Here is a 14,865-nt window from a genome sequence, read left to right as displayed (position 1 = left end):
TCAGGGACAAAAAGCCGGGTTCTCTGCATGGCCGAGCGATTCGGCTACCGCCATCGTGGCGGCGACAGGCAGGCGGATCGCCTGCTCGCCAGCGGGAAACATCATCTGCAGCATCGGCAAGATCGGCCGGTAAGGCACGCTGTCGCAGTTGCGCGCATCGCCGGGCAGGCACAGGCGCGCGCGCACGAAGCGGATGCAGCTGGCGCCGTGCGGATCCTGCAGGCAGTTGATGCGGTTGCGCTGTGGGCAGGCCGGCATCGCCGTCACGGGCACGGCCGCCGGCGCACCGCCGGCGCCGCCCGACAGCGACAGGTAGTCGATGCGCACGTAGGCGTCGCTGATGCCGCCGCCCAGCGGCAACACGCCGGGTCCGGTGCGCAGCACTGCCTGCTCGCGCACGCTTTGCAGCAGGCCGGCATTACTGAAGTCGCTCACGGCGGCCGCGCGTGCGGCGCGGCGCGTTACCTCATGCACCATATTCCAAAGATACAGCGCACGCGCCAGCTCCAGCAGCGCAAACACAAACAGGAAAAACACCAGCGCCAGGATGGCAAACTCCACCAGGAAGACGCCGTGCTGGCGCGCACCGCGTGCTGGCAGCTCAATTGTCATAGCGCAGGGTCGCGTTGGCACGCAGCGCGATTTTGCTCATCTGCGGCAGCCACTTGGCCAGCAGCGTGGGCAGGAACCGCACCGGCATGTCGATGGTCAGCTTGAGCCGCACCTGCAGCGGCCGGCTGGCGTAGCTGCCGCACTGATAGGCGTCATCGGCATACACGCACTCCACCGTGATCCTGAGCGTTTCCATCTCCGGCCAGGTGTCCTGCATGGCGTCGCTCACCATCTGCCGCACCACCACACTGCCCTCGGCCGCGCTGGCCAGATTCATCATCTGCGGTAGCGGTAAGGTGGCCATGTAGCGCGCCGCATCGTGCGCGCTTTTTTGCAGCGCCGTGTAGGCAAACAGGGCGCGTCCGCACAGCAGCACCACCGGCAGCAGTCCCGTAAAGAACAGCATGATCAACGCCAGCTCGATGGCCGCCACGCCGCGCTGGCGCCTTGTCGATGGGGCTTTCATTGCAGCAGCTCCGCCGGCCCGCCCAGCGACTGTTCGGCCGCCAGGCCGGCAAATTCGGCGCTCAGCGCCGCGCTGCTGGCCGGCACGGTCATGAAAAAGCGGCCGATCGCCAGCACCGGGGCCAGCACGTCGCTACCGGCCGGCAGCGGGCAGTCGAGCAGCGCGACATGCAGCACGCGCCGCTGCGCCACGCCGACATGGCCCACCGGTGCGCTCTGGAAGGCGTTCGATGCATACGGCGTGCCGCTGGGCGGATAAAAGCTGTTGCTGGCCGGGGCGGCGGGCAGGCCGGGATACAGGCCGGCCCAGGTATTGTTGGCAAAGGGTGCATAGTCGCCGGCCGGCTTGGGACTGGCATACTGCACCGCCCTGGCAAACGACCATAACGGCCCATAGCTGGTGGCCGGCAGCGTCGCGGCAGCTCCCGCCGCGCCGGGCGGCTGGTCAGCTACCGTCAGCAAGGCGCCGCTGGTGGCGGGCAAGGCATGCGCTGCCGCCGGCTGGTTCATCCACCAGCTGGCCAGGCTATTGGGGAACGGCAGGATGTTGGTGTCGGGCGGCGCTGTCAGCGGATCGCACTGGTTGGCGCCGTACTGATTGAAACGCGCATTGAACGAGGCCCACAGCGCCACCGGAAAAGGCCGGTGCAGATGGACGCTCTGGCTGCCGATGCGCCCATGCAGCACCGTGCCGCTGCAGACAAACGGCGCCACCACGGCGTCGGCCAGCTGGCCGGCCGGGCTGATCGCCCCAAGCGGGCTGATGGGATTAAGCAGGAAATGCTCGGGCGCGGCGCCGTGCGGATTGAGGTTGAACAGGTTATAGGCCACGCCGCGCCGAAAGCCGTATTCGAGCGCTTCGCGCCGCTCGGGCGGGCCCGGATTGAGGCGCAGCGCCGCTGGCGCCGGCGACAGCGCGCAGACGGCCAGCGGCGTCAGGCGCAGGCTGCTGCGCCCGGCCACGGCCCGTCCACCCGTCTCGAGCGTGCGCAGCGCCGGCGACCACGCGCCCAGGAAGGCCGTTGCCACCTGCCCCAGCGCCGGCGTACTGTCGCGCGTGTCGACCCGTACGTACAGCGCGGCGGCCGGGTCCGGCACGGCGCCGGCGGCGTGCCAGGCTTCGTCGGGCGCGTCGGCGCTGGCGGCAAAGCGGATGGCCGCGTCCGACAGTGCCACTCCCTGCATGCGGCGCCGGTAGGCGCTCTGTCCGGCGGCGCTGGCCTTGGCGCGCGCCACGGCGCTGGCCAGGCCAGCAGCCGTGCCGACCAGTTCCGGTGCGGCCGCCAGCGCGGCGTTGTCGGCCAGGTTCTGCAGTTCGGTCTTGCGGCCGATCACCTGCCCGACATCGAGCGCCAGGCCGATAAAGCCCAGGATCAGGATCAGCAGGATCGCAAACGCGATCAGCATCGCGCCGCGCTGGCGTTTATTTGCCACTGATGCCTCCCAACATGAACTGTACCGACGGCGCGGGCTGGACATTGGGGTCGGCAAACGAGGCGCGATAGCGATCCATGACGGCGCGCGCGCTGGCGCCGTCCAGCCCGTGCGCCGGCACGCGCCTGGCGCCGGCCTGCGGATCGAGCACCTGCTGCGCCAGCGCCTGGCGGCTGGCCTGGCCGAAGCGCTGCTCGAACTGCGGCGTGCTGGTGTAGCTGCAGGCCGCCAGCAGCACACTGGGCACAATGAAAACGGCAGGGTGGCGCATGGCAAACTCCCGGTCTTATTTCAGTTGAAAACCATCGCTGCTGGGCAGCGTTCCTTCCATCTTGCCCTTCAACATCAAGTCGCTGCGCGTGGGCGGCGCCAGCTGCGACGTGGGCAAGGCAGCGCCGGGCGCCAGCGGCTGCACCAGGTGGGCGGTAATCACGAACAGCAGTTCGCTGCGGTCATGCTGGAAGTCGGTGCTGCGAAACAGCGCGCCCAGCACCGGCAGCTCGCTCAACCACGGCACGCCGTTGATATTGCTGACCTGGTTGTTCTTGATCAGGCCGCCAATCGCATAGCTCTGGCCGTCGTACAGCTGCACCGTGGTCGAGGCGCGCCGCGTGGTGATCACCGGCAGGATCGAGCGCCCGCTGACGCCGGCGGTGGAGATACCGACGCCTTCGCGCGACAGCTCCGACACCTCGGGCGAGACCTTCAGATGGATGCGCCCGCCAGCGAGCACGGTGGGCGTAAAGCGCAGGCCCACGCCATATTCGCGCTCTTCAAGCGTAATCTTGTTATTGTCCTGGCCGACCGGAATAAAGATCTTGCCGCCAGCCAGGAAACTGCCTTCCTGGCCGCTGATGGCCATCACGGTCGGCTCGGCCAGGATGCGCACCAGGCCGTCCTGCTTGTTCGCTTCGATCGTCAGTTGCTGGCCGTTGGACTTGCGCACGTCCAGCAGGCCATTGGCCATGCCGCTGAGAAAATTCGACAGCAGCGTGGTGGCCCAGCTGCCCGAGGCAAAGCGCAAGGTGGCGCCCACTTCCAGGCGTTCGAGCAGCGACTTCGACACTTCAGCGATCTGCACCGCCAGCATTACCTGCTGCGGCGCGCTGACCTCGAGCAGATTGATAATGCGCGTACCAGGCAAGGCCGTCTGCGCACCGGCTACCGGCGCGGCGGCGCCATCGGCTGGCCTCGCCACGGCCAGCGGCTGCAGCGCGCGGCGTACATGGGCCTGCGCCAGCTCGACGGCGCGCTGCGCGGCGACAGCGTCCTGCACCGTGCCCGACAGCACCAGCGAGTCGGCCGCCGCCGTCACGCGGATGGCTTTTTCTTCCGGCATCAGTTCGGCCAGCGTAGCCTGCAAAGCGCCGGGGTCCATGCTGACGGTCACATTGACCACGCTGCATACGCCGCTCTTGCCCTGGATAATCATATTGGTGCTGCCCACATCGACGCCTACTACATACAGCGTATCGGGCGCCACCAGCATGGCCTGCAGCACGGCCGGATTGCCGACGCTGCGCTGCTGCACCGCCTCGGGCAGGCGCAGCATGCTCGACTTGCCCACTTCGAGGCGCATCTGGCCGGGCGTGGCGGCCTCGCCGCCGCAACGCAGGCCAGCGCCGGCCGCCGCCGTGGCCAGCGCGGGCAGCAGTGCAAGACAGAAGGTCAGCAAAATGCGCTTCATGGCAGTCCCCGGCTGGCAAACATTAAAAACACTCGCGCCACTGGCGCGCGCCATCGATCACGCCGCTGCACAGCGACGGCGCCGCTTTGGCGCCGACTGTCGCCACCGTCCTGGCCGCGCGCGGCGCAGCCGGCCTGGGCGTAGAAACAGGGGTGGGCGGTGCGGCAACCGGTTCAGGCTCGGGCGCAGCGCCAAGCAGGGTCAGCTTGGTGGCGCCTGCCGTAATGCCCGGCTGCGGGTCGACCTGATTGCGCAGTACCAGCGACAGGCTGCCCACGCTGCGCGCCAGGTCCAGGTTTTCGGCCTGCGCGGGCGTCACTTCCAGCGTGACCGCATTGACCACGCGCGGTCGGGTTTCATCGCGCCCGACCTCCTGCGCCACGGCCAGCACCAGGATGCGTTCGAGCACGATCTTGGAAATATTGCGGCTGTGGGAGCGCTCGCTGGCGTCCTGCTGGGTGCTGACGATAATGTCGACATAGTTGCCCGGCAACGCAAAGCCGGCCACGCCGATCACATCGTTGACGCGTACCGTGATGGCGCGCCGCCCTTCGGTAATCAGGGCCGACAGGCCGCCCAGCGTACCGATCGGCGCCAGCTTGGCTTCGCTCAAAGGTTCGCCGCGCAGCACGCTGCTTTTCAGCACCCGCCCGGCCAGCTTCAACGGGTCCTGCAAGGCGCCCTGCGGCAGGCTTTCGGCCGGCCATTCGGCCAGGCGCAGCATCTCGGGAGCCAGGCGCTGGCCCAGGCTGACATCGGCGGCAGCCACCACCACGTGGCCCTTGCCGGCCGGCGTCTGGCGCAGCAGCCAGTGCGAAGCGAGCAGCACCGCCAGCAGGCCCAGCAGAACGGCCAGCGCCATCATCATCAAGGCACGCCGGTTCTTCATGCTATCTGCTCGTCAGACTGGCCAGCAGGCAGGCCGCACGGGGCAAACATGCTGTACCAGGCCTGTTCGAGCGCGGCCACCGTCAGGCGCGCTTCACAGCCGGCAAAGCCGGCAAAGTCGTTGATGCGCTCGAGCAGTGCGCGTGGGGTGCTGGCCAACAAAGGCTGGCCACTGGCACCATGCAGCTGCTGCAGCAGATAGCCGAGCACCGGCTCGTCGAACGCCACGCCCAGCACCCGGCACTGCTGGCGAAACAGCGCCCGATAAGCCGTATCGGGAAGCGGCCCCACCGGCACCTTGTAGGCGATGCGCCGCAACAGCGCCGCATCGAGCAGCCGGGCCGGCGGCAGATTGCCGGCCAATACCAGCACGCTATCGAACGGCACGCCGAGCTTGAGGCCGCCCTGCAAACCAAGCTGGTCGCTGCCCAGCGCCAGCGGCTGCATCAGGCGCGTCAGCAGTTGCGGCGCGCCGATGCGCTGGCGGCCGAGGTCGTCGAGCAGCAGCATGCCGTTGTTGGCGCGCAGCTGCGGCGGCGCCTGGTAGCAACCGCTGCTGGCGTCATGGCGCAACTCGAGCATGCCGGCGTCGAGTTCGGCGCCCGCCTGTACCAGCGGCCGCTGGCACAGCACCCAGCGGATATCGGTACTGCGCCGTTCCATCGCCTGGCGCGCATGGTGCAGGTGCTGCGCCGCCGGCGGCAGATGTTCGCTGGCGTCGTACAGCTGGATGATTTCATGCCCCGCCACAATGGCGTAAGGTATCGCCACCAGGCCATGCAGCAATTGGCCCAGCTGGCGCGCCAGCGTCGACTTGCCGCTGCCGGACGGCCCGTACAGCAGCAGCGAGCGGCCCGAATAGAGCGCCGCACCGACCATATCGAGCATGCCTGGCCCCGCATGCGCGTCGCCCAGCACGGCAGCGAGGTCATCGCTGGCCAGGCGCGGCTGCTGCGCGCGCCAGGACTGGCGCGCCACCATGGCGCGGTAGGCGTCGAGCGTTACCGGTGCCGGACCGGTATAGGCGCAGCGCTCCATGAACACCGCCGCGCGCTGCTTGCCGGCGCCGGTCAGCTGGTACTGCACATCGATATCGGATTCGCCGCGCCAGGCTACCTCGGCCATCTGTTCGCCGACCATAAAGTCGAGCACCTCGCGCAGCACGTTGATCGACAGGCGCAAGCGGGTGTTCAGGGCCGACAGATGGGTCTTGCCGCCCAGCAGTACCGCCTTGGCGATCAGCTCGACCACCATCTGGCGCTCCAGGCCCGTCTCGCGCAGCGTTTTGGGTTGCGGCGGCAGTGGCGGCATCAGCGCTGCATCGGCGGCGCGCGCATGGCTATCGACGGCAAAGTATTCGGCTTCGGACATGCGCTTGTCTCCACAGGTTTAGACGCCAGGCAAGAATTCATTCTAGTAGGCAGCTTTTAGCGCCCCTTGATTCAAAGCAACGAATGCGTGTCAAAGATAATGGCGGCCTTGCACCACCACGCTGCCCAGCGCAATCGCCAGGCCGTAAGGCATATTGCCGACACTGGCCTGCGGACCGCCCGCTGCAGCCAGCAGTCGGCGCAGATTGCGCGCGCAGGCGCGCCACTGGCCTTGCCAGCCGATTATCAGCAGCGCCATCAGGCCGCCCAGCACAAAGGTGGCCAGCGCAATCTGTACGGTGGCCCACGGGCCGGCAAAGGCGCCGGCCATGGCGATCAGCTTGACGTCGCCGGCGGCCATGCCGCGCAACAGGTATAGCGGCAGGAACAGGAAAAAGCCGGCGGCCATGCCGCCCAGCCAGAACAATAGCGGTGCGGCGTTGCCGGGTGCCTGCCAGCCGTGCAGGCCCAGCGCCACGACGATGCCGGCCAGCACCAGCCGGTTCGGTATCTTGCGGCGCGCCAGATCGCTGGCGGCAGCCAGCGCCACGAACAGCAGCAGCAACAGGTCGGCCAGCACAGCACTGGTCATGTTTACGGCTCCCCGAAAAACCCGCCGCCTGCAAACTGGCCGGCAGCGGGCACCTGCTTAAGGCGTCAGCACCAGGTTGGACGAAATTTCGGTGAGGACAGACAGCAGGTTGGTCTTGATCAGCAAGAAACCGGCCGTGATGGCGGTGGCCATCAGGGCCGCGATCAGGCCGTATTCGATTGCCGTAATGCCATCCTCATCCTTGACAAACTGCTGTACTGCCGACAGGAAGGTTTTCATGACAGGCTCCCAAAAGTGGATCACAAGTCCCTGGCGCAATCGAGTGTGAAACATTGCCCATTCCTGCTAAGATGTTTCCTACTGTTAAGTTCTACGCCATTGCCATGAACTATAGAAGGCAGGCGGCAAGCGCAATTGAGGCACCACAAGTTTCCATATGGAAATTATCAAGGCATGTGGAAATAACCGTGCGCGATCAGGTCAAACTTTTTGCAACGCGGATCGTGAAACGCAAGGTTTTACATGAAATTTTGCATACGTTAATTGCCTGACAGGCAAAAAGACTTTATGCTGCTTAGTTCTCCTTTGGAAAGGCCTCTCGCCATCTGTCCGTGCGTCATGCCACCAAATAACCCTTGGCTAGTTGTAGTAGGACGCGTACAGGTTCGCGCCTGGCGCGGTGCTGGTATGAAAATACTTGTGTAATTACCTTCCAGAGAAAGACAATGGATTCCCTACTGAAACACATGGTAGACATGACCGGATACCGCGATCACACGATGCTCGACATTTCGGTGATCTCGGCAGTACAGGAACTGGCGTGCGCCGCGCAAACGCGCATGCTGGCGCTGACCACGGTGCGTGGCCAGGTATTCGTGCGTTCGCGCGCCAGCATCGTGGCCGGCAGTGCGGCGCGCCTCGAAGAGCAGGCCGACCCATCGTGGCCCGGCGACCCGCTGTCGGACTATCCGGCGCTGGCAGCCTGTATTGCACGCCATGAAGCGAGCTGCGACACCGTCTGTTCGCAAGGGCGACATCTGCTGTGGCTGCCGATCTGGATCGGCGACCAGGTCACCACCTGCCTGGAAATCACCAATCCCACGCCTTACACGGGCGCCACCATCCAGGTGATTGGCGGCATCGTCAGCGTCTACCGCAATTTCCAGAACCTGCTCGACTACAGCGAACGCGATTCACTGACCGGCCTGCTCAACCGCAAGACCTTTGACGACCAACTGGCCAAGATCCTGCAAAGCCGCGGCGATGTGGAAACCGATGCGGCGCGCCCGGCCGACCAGGAGCGGCGCCACCCCGGCGATACCGAACGGCAATGGCTGGCGGTGGTCGACGTCGATCACTTCAAGCTGGTCAACGACAAGTTCGGCCACCTGTACGGCGATGAAGTGCTGATCCTGATCGCCAACCTGCTGCAGTCATCGTTCCGCGCGCAAGACCGCATTTTCCGTTTTGGCGGCGAGGAATTCGTGGTGCTGCTGCGCTCGATCACGCTGGAAAACGCGCAGAAAATCATCGACCGCTTCCGCATGAACGTGGAAAGCCACGACTTTCCGCAAGTGGGCCGCGTGACGGTCAGCGTGGGTTTTGTCAGCATCAGCGCGTTTGAAGCGCCGGTGATCATTCTGGGCCGCGCCGACCAGGCGCTGTATTACGCCAAGAGCCATGGCCGCAACCTGGCCTGCCATTACGATGAACTGGTGGCCAACGGCCTGCTCAATACCATAGCCTCGAACGATACAGCCGAATTCTTCTAGTCGGCCAGCGACAGGAAGCGCATCGGATCGACCTGCCATTTGGCGGCCGACTCGTGGCCGACGATCTTGTCGGCGCCGCCAAAACCCATGCCGCGCGACAGGTCCAGCATCTCGGGCTTGATATAGGCATTGCTTTTGGTGCTGAAGAAAACATTGACCTTGGGCGCCAGCAGATTGGTCTCGTGCGCCTCGATCACCACCGCCAGCCGGCCCGATTCCAGCCTGACCAGCGTGCCGACCGGATAGATGCCGACGCAGCGCATAAAGTCCTGCACGAACACCGGATTGAAGTGAAATTTGCTCCATTCATAAATCTTGCGCAGCGCTTCGGCGGCCGGGATCGCCCGGTGGTAGCTGCGCTCGGACGTCAGCGCGTCATACACATCGACAATCGCCGCCATCTGCGCCAGTTCGCTGATGGTGTCGCCGGCCAGGCCATCGGGATAGCCGCTGCCGTCGCGCCGTTCGTGGTGATGCAGGGTGATATCGAGCGGTATCGGCCCCACGTTTCCTGATTTCAACAATATATCGTGACCATCGCGCGGATGGCACTTGATCAGTGCAAACTCTTCCGCACTCAAGGGGCCGGGCTTGTTGAGGATGGCGTCAGCCACCATCGCTTTGCCGGTATCGTGCAGCAAGCCACCCAGGCCAGCCTGGTGCGTGGTAGCGGCGTCGATACCGCGCGAACGGCAGAACGCCACCATCAGCGCGCATACGCTGACCGAATGCAAAAAGGTGTAGTCGTCCTTGGTCTTGATGCGCAGCAGACCGACCAGCGCGCCGGGATTGCGCAAAATCGACTCGGTAATGTGTTCCACCATCGGCTGCACGCGGTCGAGCTCGACAGCATTGCCCAGCCGGACGTCGGCCATGACGGTGCGCACCACGCCGCTGGCCTGGCGCCGCAGCTGGGTCGCGCGCGCCAGTTCGGCCGCCAGCGACACGCGCGAAATCGTCGGCACGGCTGGCAGCGTGCCGGCCACCTGCACCAGTTCGCTCTCGGTGGCAGCGGCCGCCTGCGCCAGCGTCGGCGCATCCTGCACATCGAGGCCCTTGCTGTTGTCGATCACCACATCGTGAATGCCGGCGTCGAAGATCTTGCGGATTTCTTCGTCGCTGCGCAGCAGGAAGCGGTTGCGCATAAAGGGATGGGCCAGCCAGTCGCAGCTGAGGTCATGGACATACATGCCCACTTTTAGTTGGGAAGCATCGACTTTCTTGAGCATGGTCTCATCCCGCAAATCGGTCGGCGTGCGCTGTACGCGCACAGGAAGCGCTAGAATGAGTATAGCAAAATTGTAATTGCTGAAAACAGGCGCCTATGCTGCATTGCAGCGTGCACCGCTGATAAAAATAAAGAGACTGGTTTGTCATGGAATTGCGTCAACTCCGATATTTCGTCGCCATTGTCGACCACGGCTCGCTGTCGCGCGCCGCGCTGACGTTGCACGTGGCGCAGCCGGCGCTAACGCAGCAGCTGCGCCAGCTCGAAGACGAGCTGGGCGTGCAGTTGCTGCACCGCTCGGCGCAAGGCGTGCTCAGCACCGACGCCGGCAAGATTTTTTACGAACACGCGCAAGCGATCCTCAAGCAGCTGGCCGACGCCCGTTCGGCCGTCACGCAAAGCGCGGTGCGTCCGGCCGGCAATGTCACGCTGGGCCTGCCGCACAGCATCTCGGGCGCGCTGGCGCTGCCGCTGTTGCTGGCCGCGCGCGCGCAGTATCCGGAAATCACGCTGCAGCTGACCGAAGAAATCACCGGCAACCTGACCGAACAGCTGAAATCGGGCCGCCTGAACCTGGCCGTGCTGTTCGATGACGGTCAGCTGACGCCGTTTTCCAGCAGCGCGCTGGTAGAAGAAGAAATGCGCTTTATCTGCCGCAGCGACGCCCCGTATGCACCAAGCGGCCCGTCGCTGCCGCTGATCCAGGCGCTGGCCACCACCCTGATCCTGCCGGCTGCCCAGCATGGCGTGCGCCCGCGCATCGACAGCCGCGCGCGCGCCGCCGGCCTGGCCACCACGCAGGTGATTGAAATCAACTCGATCGCCATCCTGAAGTCGGCCCTGCTGGCGGGCATGGGCGCCACCATTTTGCCCACAGCACCGTTGCTGGCCGAACTCGACAGCGGCGCCCTGTCCAGCTACACCATCCACAGCCCGGCGCTGTCGCGCACGGTGGCACTGTGCGCCTCGAAAACCATTCCGCTAACCAATGCCGGCACGGCCATCAAGAACCTGGTGCGCCAGGTCACCGAGCAGCTGTGCCAGAGCGGCCAGTGGCAAGGCGCACAGATGCTGCCAGCTGCTGCATAAGATTTTCTTATAACCCTATCGGCAATGCGTATTTGCCGGTGCCCCCACTATCCTCCTACACTGGGCTGGCCGCCACACGCGGTATCTGCGGCCATATTGTGCGCGCCTGACCCGGGCACCGCGCGAGACAGCCGTCATCTGAATACCATTTTGGAGACAGCCATGTCCGTGATCACGGAAACCGGCTCCGCAGCGTCCGCCAGAGACGCCGGTGCCGCGCCATCTACTTCCTCGCCAGACGCAGCGCGCCTGACCAGCATCAGCCTCGACGACAAATACACGGCCACTTCAGGCACCATTTTCCTGTCCGGCATCCAGGCGCTGGTACGCCTGCCGATGCTGCAGCGCCTGCGCGACCAGGCAGCCGGCCTGAACACGGCCGGCTTTATTTCCGGCTATCGGGGCTCGCCCCTGGGCGGCCTCGATGAGAACCTGTGGAAGGCCAGGGGCCATCTGGAAGCGCACAAGGTGCAGTTCGTACCGGGCGTCAACGAAGACCTGGCCGCTACCGCCGTTTGGGGCTCGCAGCAAGTCGACCTGATCGGTCCGGCAAAGTACGATGGCGTGTTTGCCATGTGGTACGGCAAGGGCCCGGGCGTGGACCGCTGCGGCGATGTCTTCAAGCATATGAACCATGCGGGCACGTCGAAACATGGCGGCGTGCTGCTGGTGGCCGGCGACGACCATGGCGCGTATTCCTCGACGCTGCCGCACCAGTCCGACCATCTGTTTTCCGCTTCGATGATCCCGGTGCTGTATCCGTGCAATGTGCAGGAATACCTGGACCTGGGCATCCACGGCTGGGCCATGTCGCGCTTTTCCGGCTGCACGGTGGCCTTCAAGGCGCTGGCCGACACGGTCGAATCATCGGCCTCGGTCGACGCCGATCCGTTCCGCGTGGAAGTAAAAATCCCGCAGGACTTCGTGATGCCGGAAGGCGGCCTGAACGCGCGCCTATCGAGTATTCCGCTGGGCCAGCAGGCGCGCAACCAGGAAGCGCTGATGCAGGACTACAAGATCTATGCAGCGCTGGCCTACGCGCGCAAGAACAAGCTCAACCACACCACCATCGACAGCGCCCATGCGCGCCTGGGCATTATTGCCTCGGGCAAGTCGTATCTCGATGTACTGGAAGCGCTGGAAGAGCTGGGTATCGACGAGCCGATGGCGGCGAACCTGGGCCTGCGCCTGTTCAAGGTGGCCATGCCGTGGCCCCTGGAACCGGACAGCGTGCGCGAATTTGCGCAAGGCCTCGACGAAATCCTGGTGGTGGAAGAAAAGCGCCAGATGGTCGAATACCAGCTCAAGGAGCAACTGTACAACTGGCGCGACGACGTGCGCCCGCGCGTGATCGGCAAGTTCGATGAAAAAGGTGAATGGGTAGCGCCGCGCGGCGAATGGCTGCTCACTTCCAAGGCCGACTTCTCGGTCTCGCAAGTGGCGCGCGTGATTGCCAGCAGGATTGCGCGGCTGGTGTCGGACCCGGTCACGTGCGACCTGATCAAGGCGCGTTTGACGTTTTTGGACGCCAAAGACGCGGTGCTGAAAAAGGCCGTCAATACGCCGTTCCGCCCGGCATTTTATTGCTCGGGCTGCCCGCACAACACCTCGACCAAGGTGCCCGACGGCAGCCTGGCGCTGGCCGGCATCGGCTGCCATGTGATGGCCACCTCGATCTACCCCGAGATGAACAAGCTGACCACCCATATGGGCGGCGAAGGCGCACCGTGGATCGGCCAGGCGGCTTTCTCCACGCTGCCGCACGTATTCCAGAACCTGGGCGACGGCACTTACTTCCACTCCGGCTATCTGGCGATTCGCGCCGCGCAGGCGGCCAAGGTCAATATTACCTACAAGATCCTGTACAACGACGCGGTGGCCATGACCGGCGGCCAGCCGGTGGACGGCCAGATCACGGTGCCGATGATGGCGCAGCAGGTGGCAGCCGAAGGCGTGGCGCGCATTGCGCTGGTGACCGAAGACCTGGCGCGCTACAGCGACCGCAGCAATCTGCCGGCGCATCTGACCCTGCATGACCGCAAGGACATGGACGCCGTGCAGCGGGAGCTGCGCGAAGTGGCCGGCGTATCGGTGCTGATCTACGACCAGACCTGCGCCGCCGAAAAACGCCGCCGCCGCAAAAAAGGCGAGTACCCGGACGTGGCCAAACGCATGGTGATCAACGACGCCGTCTGCGAAGGCTGCGGCGACTGTGGCGTGCAGTCGAACTGCGTATCGATCCTGCCCAAGGAAACCGAGTTCGGCCGCAAGCGGGCCATCGACCAGTCGTCATGCAACAAGGATTATTCGTGCGCCAAGGGCTTTTGCCCGAGCTTTGTCACCATCGAAGGCGGCAGCCTGAAAAAAACCCGCACCGGTGCGGCCAAACAGGATGACTTCGGCCCCTTGCCGGAGCCAGTGCTGCCTTCGTGCGACGCGCCCTACAACATTTTGATCAACGGCATCGGCGGCACCGGCGTCATTACCGTGGGCGCGCTGATGGGCATGGCGGCGCACCTGGAAGGCAAAGGCGCCTCGGTGCTGGACATGACCGGCATGTCGCAAAAGAACGGCTCGGTCACCTCGCATGTGAAGATTGCCCGCACGCCGGCGCTGCTGCGCGCGCAGCGCATCGCCACCGGCGAAGCCGATCTGATTCTGGGCTGCGACATGCTGACGGCCGGCGCGCAGGATGCGGTGTCGAAAATGCGTCCGGGCCGCAGCCTGGCGGTGGTCAACCTGCACGAGCAGCCACCAGGTACGTTTGCGCAGAACGCCGACTGGCAGTATCCGGCCGCACAGGTGCGCCAGCTGATCGAGGAATCGGTCGGCGGCGCCGACGCCGCCGACTTTATCGATGCCACCAAACTGGCCACCGCACTGATGGGTGACTCGATTGCCGCCAATCTGTTCATGCTCGGCTACGCCTGGCAGAAGGGCCGCATACCGTTGACCGAAGCGGCGCTGCTGCGCGCGATTGAATTGAATGGCGTGGGCATCGAGTCGAACAAGAAAAGCTTTTTGTGGGGCCGGCGCGCGGCCCACGACGCGCGCCGCGTCACGCAGATCGCCACGCCACAGCAGGCAGTGGTGCTGCAGATGCCGCAAAGCCTCGACAGCCTGCTGCAAAAGCGCATCGCCTTTCTGACCGACTACCAGGACTCGGCGTACGCCGATGGCTACAGCACGCTGGTCAAGCAGGTACGTGACCGTGAAAATGCGCTGGGGCTGGGCAAGAAACTAAGCACGGCCGTGACCAAGTCCTATTTCAAGCTGCTGGCCTACAAGGACGAATACGAGGTGGCGCGCCTGTACACGGATGGCCGCTTTGCCGAACAACTGGCGCAGCAGTTCGACGGCAACTTCTCGGTCAAATTCAACCTGGCGCCGCCGCTGTTTGCCAAAAAAGACGGTCAGGGCCACCTGGTAAAAGCCGAGTTCGGCTCATGGATGTGGCGCGCCTTTCGCCTGCTGGCCAAGGCCCGGGGCTTGCGCGGCGGCGCCTTTGATGTGTTCGGCTACACCGCCGAGCGCAAGATGGAGCGCGCGCTGATCGTTCAATACCGTGAAATGTTGGCTGGCCTGCTGGCCGACCTGACGGCGGACAACCACGCCGTCTGCGTCGAACTGGCCAGCCTGCCCGAAGCCATACGCGGCTTTGGGCATGTGAAGGAAAAGGCGGTGGAGACATATCGCCAGGAGCAGGCGCGCCTACTGGCTGTGTTGGCAGGGCAACGCCGGGCGGCGTAGGTCGGATTAGGCCCCGA

Annotated in this window: 13 protein-coding genes; 3 read left to right on the top strand and 10 right to left on the bottom strand. The window is 64.9% G+C overall.

Annotated features, from left to right (window positions below; all coding sequences use genetic code 11):
- The 9 genes from GCM43_RS20385 to GCM43_RS20345 form a co-directional block, all read right to left on the bottom strand.
- On the bottom strand, positions 1-612 hold the full coding sequence (locus GCM43_RS20385; protein WP_152247719.1) for a TadE family protein: 612 nt from the start codon (positions 610-612) through the stop codon (positions 1-3).
- On the bottom strand, positions 602-1,078 hold the full coding sequence (locus tag GCM43_RS20380) for a TadE/TadG family type IV pilus assembly protein (RefSeq protein ID WP_152247717.1): 477 nt from the start codon (positions 1,076-1,078) through the stop codon (positions 602-604). The genes GCM43_RS20385 and GCM43_RS20380 overlap by 11 nt, the downstream gene beginning before the upstream one ends.
- Positions 1,075-2,511: a pilus assembly protein TadG-related protein gene (locus GCM43_RS20375; RefSeq protein ID WP_193315687.1), complete on the bottom strand. Its 1,437-nt coding sequence runs from the start codon at positions 2,509-2,511 to the stop codon at positions 1,075-1,077. Before GCM43_RS20375 ends, GCM43_RS20380 begins: the two co-directional genes overlap by 4 nt.
- On the bottom strand, positions 2,501-2,782 hold the full coding sequence (locus tag GCM43_RS20370; RefSeq protein ID WP_152247713.1) for a hypothetical protein: 282 nt from the start codon (positions 2,780-2,782) through the stop codon (positions 2,501-2,503). The genes GCM43_RS20375 and GCM43_RS20370 overlap by 11 nt, the downstream gene beginning before the upstream one ends.
- Before the next feature lie 15 nt (positions 2,783-2,797).
- Entirely contained in the window at positions 2,798-4,198 is a 1,401-nt protein-coding gene (locus GCM43_RS20365) for a type II and III secretion system protein family protein (protein WP_152247711.1), read from the bottom strand.
- A gap of 22 nt (positions 4,199-4,220) precedes the next feature.
- Entirely contained in the window at positions 4,221-5,087 is an 867-nt protein-coding gene (gene cpaB / locus GCM43_RS20360) for a Flp pilus assembly protein CpaB (RefSeq protein WP_152247709.1), read from the bottom strand.
- Positions 5,084-6,457 (bottom strand): ATP-binding protein, encoded by a 1,374-nt coding sequence (locus GCM43_RS20355; RefSeq protein WP_152247707.1) that lies wholly within the window; start codon positions 6,455-6,457, stop codon positions 5,084-5,086. Before GCM43_RS20355 ends, cpaB begins: the two co-directional genes overlap by 4 nt.
- A 90-nt stretch (positions 6,458-6,547) precedes the next feature.
- Positions 6,548-7,048, bottom strand: coding sequence for an A24 family peptidase (locus GCM43_RS20350; RefSeq protein WP_152247705.1), 501 nt, complete (start codon positions 7,046-7,048; stop codon positions 6,548-6,550).
- 57 nt (positions 7,049-7,105) lie between these two features.
- Positions 7,106-7,288, bottom strand: a complete 183-nt coding sequence (locus GCM43_RS20345) for a Flp family type IVb pilin (RefSeq protein ID WP_152247703.1) — start codon at positions 7,286-7,288, stop codon at positions 7,106-7,108.
- Positions 7,289-7,755: 467 nt separating this feature from the next.
- Here GCM43_RS20345 and GCM43_RS20340 point away from each other — a divergent pair, with 467 nt between their 5' ends.
- On the top strand, positions 7,756-8,781 hold the full coding sequence (locus tag GCM43_RS20340) for a GGDEF domain-containing protein (protein WP_226929585.1): 1,026 nt from the start codon (positions 7,756-7,758) through the stop codon (positions 8,779-8,781).
- On the opposite strand, the gene GCM43_RS20335 is transcribed toward GCM43_RS20340, so the two are convergent.
- A complete protein-coding gene (locus tag GCM43_RS20335; protein ID WP_152247699.1) occupies positions 8,778-10,010 on the bottom strand; it encodes an HD-GYP domain-containing protein in 1,233 nt (410 codons plus the stop codon). The genes GCM43_RS20340 and GCM43_RS20335 overlap by 4 nt on opposite strands.
- A 146-nt stretch (positions 10,011-10,156) precedes the next feature.
- On the opposite strand from GCM43_RS20335, the gene GCM43_RS20330 reads away from it, so the two are divergent.
- Positions 10,157-11,098, top strand: a complete 942-nt coding sequence (locus GCM43_RS20330; RefSeq protein WP_152247697.1) for a LysR substrate-binding domain-containing protein — start codon at positions 10,157-10,159, stop codon at positions 11,096-11,098.
- Between the two features lie 162 nt (positions 11,099-11,260).
- Positions 11,261-14,848, top strand: coding sequence for an indolepyruvate ferredoxin oxidoreductase family protein (locus tag GCM43_RS20325; RefSeq protein ID WP_152247695.1), 3,588 nt, complete (start codon positions 11,261-11,263; stop codon positions 14,846-14,848).
- Positions 14,849-14,865 lie beyond the last annotated feature (17 nt).

The sequence above is a fragment of the Janthinobacterium aquaticum genome, from assembly GCF_009208565.1.
Lineage (GTDB): Bacteria > Pseudomonadota > Gammaproteobacteria > Burkholderiales > Burkholderiaceae_D > Janthinobacterium.
Note: the sequence above shows the minus strand (reverse complement) of the source record. Positions and strands in the feature narration are given on the sequence as shown.